This window comes from Escherichia sp. KCJ4928 (assembly GCF_004352695.1).
Classification (GTDB): Bacteria; Pseudomonadota; Gammaproteobacteria; order Enterobacterales; family Enterobacteriaceae; genus ECMA0423.
This window is the reverse complement of record NZ_SJWV01000244.1, coordinates 1-4,604: the sequence shown is the minus strand read 5'-3', so window position 1 is coordinate 4,604 and position 4,604 is coordinate 1. Positions and strand designations below refer to the sequence as shown.

Genomic DNA, 4,604 nt, shown 5'->3' with positions numbered 1-4,604 from the left:
CTGAATAGCTATGCATACGGTTAAAATTTATCAGGTGCGATCGCGGCAGCTTTTCGGGTGGTTTGTTGCCATTTTTACCTGTCAGCAGCCGTGATCGCGCTGAACGCATTTCAGCGGTGCGTACAATTAAGGGATTATGGTAAATCCACTTACTGTCTTCCCTCGTAGCCATCGAGATAAACCGCAGAAATGGTGTCTGCCATTAGTTTCATTTTTTTCGGCGAAGGCATATCGCTGTTTGTGTATTTTCTGCCAGCAAAGGTTGTTGTGCTCCGGAGTGAGTGAAAAAATTTTTCTGAGTGGAATTCTTTTACACGTTGCTGTGCCGTTTCTGCTGATACTCCGGCTGCTTTGTCTTTCATCCCCATATCCCGGAACTGCTGAAAGAACGGGAGCATCATACGTATGGTGTCTGCTTTCTGGGTGTAGAAGTTAGGATCAAATCCATCATCTGAAGCATAAACATAATGCCGGGTATGTCGTTCCAGGCTGGTCTTTGGTGTGCATCCTGTAAGAGCTATTGTTGCTGTTATCAGAGGTATCAGAAGCAGCCTGGCAGCGGCAGATCTCATAAACATCTCCTTGCGTTTTTAATCTTGATACTCAGGGAGTTATATCTCCGAAGAGTATCTCTTATCATACGTCGGTTTACTCCCAATGTGATTTGATGGTCAATGAGTCAGGAATAATCCCGTGAAAAAATGTGTGCCAGTCCTGCTTTTTAGTGTTCTTTCTGCTTCGGTTGCCAGTCATGCGGACAGCAATGTTTTTCAACAAAAGGCCGAGAAGACAAAAAACGGCATTGTTGCGGATGTTAATGCCAGACAGAAAATGTTCAGTAACAGACTGAAGATACAACTTCAGATCGATGAGTTGAGAGCAGAGCTGGCTGGCACCAGAGATGCCCAAAAAAGAGAGGATTTGCGTAAAAAACTGGAGTCTCTGGAGCGGCAAAAGAAATCCTTACGCTGATGGGGGCGTATTTTCCCCGGTTTCTTCCATAACCTTTTTACCGTTCAGATATTTACGGGCGAGGCGAATGCGTCTTGCCTGGTATACCGCCGAGTAAGCCTGGGTGGGATTCACACCATTACTGATTTCACTGACCACATGACGCTGATCTGCCAGTGTCAGCGTGTAAACCTGTTTCTGGATGAGGTCACGGGCTTTGTCATGCTCATATCCGGCAGCAACAAGGGTGTCGAGAAGTCGTTTGTCTGTTTTGTTCAGTTTATGGCGGGGTGATTTGCTCACATCGTTCTCCGTTTTTTCATGATCCAACAGTTTTATATCTCATCCTGATTTGCTCCGGTGTTCTGTTTCGACGTTCTCAATGCCTGCCTCCCCATAGTGTGATCCTTATTGCAAAAATGAAAATCCATGCTCTTGACATGGACAATGCTGAGTAGTAGGTTTTACTGTACATAAAACCAGTGGTTATATGTACAGTATGTTGTTTTTAATTTATTGTTTTAATTATCAAAGAGGAATTTCTTTATGGATAAAGTCACTGATAATTCTCCAGATGTGGAGAGCACAGAATCTACTGAGGGGTCATTCCCAACTGTTGGGGTTGATACTGGCGATACGATTACAGCGACGCTTGCAACTGGAACTGAAAATGTTGGTGGAGGCGGTGGAGCATTTGGTGGGGCCAGTGAAAGTTCTGCTGCGATACATGCAACCGCTAAATGGTCTACCGCGCAGTTGAAAAAACATCAGGCTGAACAGGCTGCCCGTGCTGCTGCGGCTGAGGCAGCATTGGCAAAAGCGAAATCTCAGCGTGATGCCCTGACTCAACGTCTCAAGGATATTGTTAATGACGCTTTACGTGCTAATGCCGCTCGTAGTCCATCAGTAACTGACCTTGCTCATGCCAATAATATGGCAATGCAGGCAGAGGCTGAGCGTTTGCGCCTTGCGAAGGCAGAGCAAAAAGCCCGTGAAGAAGCTGAAGCAGCAGAAAAAGCGCTCCGGGAAGCAGAACGCCAACGTGATGAGATTGCCCGCCAACAGGCTGAAACCGCGCATTTGTTAGCAATGGCGGAGGCAGCAGAGGCTGAGAAAAATCGACAGGATTCTCTTGATGAAGAGCATCGGGCTGTGGAAGTGGCAGAGAAGAAGCTGGCTGAGGCTAAAGCTGAACTGGCGAAGGCCGAAAGCGATGTACAGAGTAAGCAAGCGATTGTTTCCAGAGTTGCAGGGGAGCTTGAAAACGCTCAAAAAAGTGTTGATGTGAAGGTTACTGGATTTCCTGGATGGCGTGATGTTCAGAAAAAACTGGAGAGACAATTGCAGGATAAGAAGAATGAATATTCGTCAGTGACGAATGCTCTTAATTCTGCGGTTAGCATTAGAGATGCTAAAAAAACAGATGTTCAGAATGCTGAGATAAAATTAAAAGAAGCTAAGGATGCTCTTGAGAAGAGTCAGGTAAAAGACTCTGTTGATACTATGGTTGGGTTTTATCAATATATAACCGAACAATATGGGGAAAAATATTCCAGAATAGCTCAGGATTTAGCTGAAAAGGCGAAGGGTAGTAAATTTAGTAGTGTTGATGAAGCTCTTGCTGCATTTGAAAAGTATAAAAATGTACTGGATAAGAAAATCAGTAAGGTTGATCGGGATGCTATTTTTAATGCGTTAGAGTCTGTTAATTATGATGAGTTATCTAAGAATTTAACGAAGATATCAAAGTCGCTTAAAATCACTAGTCGAGTATCTTTTCTATATGATGTTGGTTCTGATTTTAAAAATGCAATAGAAACTGGTAACTGGCGACCTTTGTTTGTCACGCTGGAGAAAAGTGCGGTCGATGTAGGTGTGGCAAAAATTGTGGCATTAATGTTTAGTTTTATTGTTGGTGTGCCTCTTGGTTTCTGGGGGATTGCAATTGTCACAGGTATTGTTTCTTCTTACATAGGGGATGATGAGTTGAACAAACTTAATGAGTTGTTAGGGATTTAATTTCTCTTTAGAGTGTAATATATGAAACTTGGCAATCCTACTGGGATTGCCATTAATAAATAAAACAATGCAGATAACTTGCATAAGTACCAGGGTTCTTTTTTTAACTTTGTATTTTCTTTGATATATCTAGATATGGTTAATTTAGAGTATGGATATAGCAATACATGTATTGATGATATAAATATAAATAACAAAGGAGTGTTATCATTGTCGTTAAATATTAAAATAAGAATCCATGGTATAAGTGATTCAGGTAAATTATGTAGGTAGTATTTTAAATGCATAAGTATTTTTACTTTTGTTGGAAAGAAATATGAAAATAATAATTTTTCTAATTACAATATTATTCTTGTCAGGATGTCAAGCAAACTATATTCGTGATGTGCAAGGAGGAACCGTTGCACCATCTTCGTCTTCTGAACTGACGGGGATCGCGGTTCAGTAGAAAAGATCAAAGGATCTTCTTGAGATCCTTTTTTTCTGCGCGTAATCTGCTGCCTGTAAACGAAAAAACCGCCTGGGGAGGCGGTTTAGTCGAAGGTTAAGTCAGTTGGGGACTGCTTAACCGGGTAACTGGCTTTAGTGGAGCACAGATACCAAATGCTGTCCTTCCAGTGTAGCCGCTATAAGGCTTCAACTTCAAGAGTTCTGCGTATCTAAATCCACTATCCAGTTACCAATGGCTGCTGCCAGTGGCGTTAAGTCGTGTCTTACCGGGTTGGACTCAAGACGATAGTTACCGGATAAGGCGCAGCGGTCGGGCTGAACGGGGGGTTCGTGCACACAGCCCAGCTTGGAGCGAACGACCTACACCGAACTGAGATACCAACAGCGTGAGCTATGAGAAAGCGCCACGCTTCCCGAAGGGAGAAAGGCGGACAGGTATCCGGTAATCGGCAGGGTCGGAACAGGAGAGCGCACGAGGGAGCTTCCGGGGGGAAACGCCTGGTATCTTTAAGTCCTGTCGGGTTTCGCCACCTCTGACTTGAGCGTCGGTTTTTGTGATGCTCGTCAGGGGGGGCGGAGCCTATGGAAAAAGCGCCACCGGCGCGGCCTTTTCCCCGGCTTTGTCTTGTTGCTCACATGTTCTTTCCGGCGTTATCCCCTGATTCTGTGGATAACAGTATTGCCGCTTTTGTGTGAGCAGACACCGCTCGCCGCAGCCGAACGACCGAGCGCAGCGAGTCAGTGAGCGAGGAAGCGGAAGAGCATCGGCATCTGCATGTTCTCCTTACGCATCTGTGCGGCATTTCACACCGTACATGGTGCACTTTTCATACAATCCTCACTGATGCCACACGATTAAGCCAGTATACACTCCGCTATCGCTACGTGACTGGGTCAGGGCTTCGCCCCGACACCCGCTAAAACCCGCTGACGCGCCCTGACGGGCTTGTCTGCTCCCGGCATCCGCTCACAGGCCAGCTGTGACCGTCTCCGGGAGCTGCATGTGTCAGAGGTTTTCACCGTCATCCCCGAAGCGTGCGAGGCAGCTGCGGTAAAGCTCGTCGGCGTGGTCGTGAAGCGCTTCGCAGATGTCAGCCTGGTCGTCGGCGTCAAGTTCATTCAGTTTTTCCAGCAGGGTCAGCGTCTGGCTTCTGATGAAGCGGGCCATGTTAAGGGCGGTTTTT

The 4,604-nt window shown here is 45.6% G+C and carries 8 protein-coding genes; 3 read left to right on the top strand and 5 right to left on the bottom strand.

Annotation, left to right across the window (positions count from 1 at the left end):
- Positions 1-149: 149 nt before the first annotated feature.
- Complete coding sequence (locus tag E0D98_RS21525; protein WP_021539380.1) at positions 150-572, bottom strand: Exc2 family lipoprotein; 423 nt, start codon at positions 570-572, stop codon at positions 150-152.
- Between the two features lie 121 nt (positions 573-693).
- On the opposite strand from E0D98_RS21525, the gene E0D98_RS21520 reads away from it, so the two are divergent.
- Complete coding sequence (locus E0D98_RS21520; RefSeq protein WP_000710675.1) at positions 694-972, top strand: hypothetical protein; 279 nt, start codon at positions 694-696, stop codon at positions 970-972.
- On the opposite strand, the gene E0D98_RS21515 is transcribed toward E0D98_RS21520, so the two are convergent.
- Complete coding sequence (locus tag E0D98_RS21515; RefSeq protein WP_000047032.1) at positions 964-1,254, bottom strand: hypothetical protein; 291 nt, start codon at positions 1,252-1,254, stop codon at positions 964-966. The genes E0D98_RS21520 and E0D98_RS21515 overlap by 9 nt on opposite strands.
- Positions 1,255-1,497: 243 nt before the next feature.
- Between E0D98_RS21515 and E0D98_RS21510 the strand changes: the two genes are divergently transcribed.
- On the top strand, positions 1,498-2,970 hold the full coding sequence (locus E0D98_RS21510; RefSeq protein ID WP_000362089.1) for a colicin-like pore-forming protein: 1,473 nt from the start codon (positions 1,498-1,500) through the stop codon (positions 2,968-2,970).
- On the opposite strand, the gene cki is transcribed toward E0D98_RS21510, so the two are convergent.
- The gene (gene cki / locus E0D98_RS21505; protein WP_011264161.1) at positions 2,967-3,257 is read right to left on the bottom strand and encodes a colicin K immunity protein; all 291 of its coding nucleotides are present in this window, start codon (positions 3,255-3,257) and stop codon (positions 2,967-2,969) included. The genes E0D98_RS21510 and cki overlap by 4 nt on opposite strands.
- Positions 3,258-3,286: 29 nt before the next feature.
- Between cki and E0D98_RS21500 the strand changes: the two genes are divergently transcribed.
- On the top strand, positions 3,287-3,418 hold the full coding sequence (locus tag E0D98_RS21500; protein WP_077521118.1) for a colicin release lysis protein: 132 nt from the start codon (positions 3,287-3,289) through the stop codon (positions 3,416-3,418).
- 194 nt (positions 3,419-3,612) lie between these two features.
- On the opposite strand, the gene E0D98_RS28550 is transcribed toward E0D98_RS21500, so the two are convergent.
- The gene (locus E0D98_RS28550; RefSeq protein ID WP_152896351.1) at positions 3,613-3,756 is read right to left on the bottom strand and encodes a replication initiation protein; all 144 of its coding nucleotides are present in this window, start codon (positions 3,754-3,756) and stop codon (positions 3,613-3,615) included.
- A gap of 670 nt (positions 3,757-4,426) precedes the next feature.
- A partial coding sequence (locus E0D98_RS21490) for a Rop family plasmid primer RNA-binding protein (protein WP_101196753.1) occupies positions 4,427-4,604 on the bottom strand: 178 nt, incomplete at its 5' end.

Coding starts and splice junctions, on each gene's coding strand:
- E0D98_RS21525 (WP_021539380.1), bottom strand. CDS start 572: ATGAGATCTGCCGCTGCCAGGCTGCTTCTGATACCTCTGATAACAGCA.
- E0D98_RS21510 (WP_000362089.1), top strand. CDS start 1,498: ATGGATAAAGTCACTGATAATTCTCCAGATGTGGAGAGCACAGAATCT.
- cki (WP_011264161.1), bottom strand. CDS start 3,257: ATGCATTTAAAATACTACCTACATAATTTACCTGAATCACTTATACCA.
- E0D98_RS21500 (WP_077521118.1), top strand. CDS start 3,287: ATGAAAATAATAATTTTTCTAATTACAATATTATTCTTGTCAGGATGT.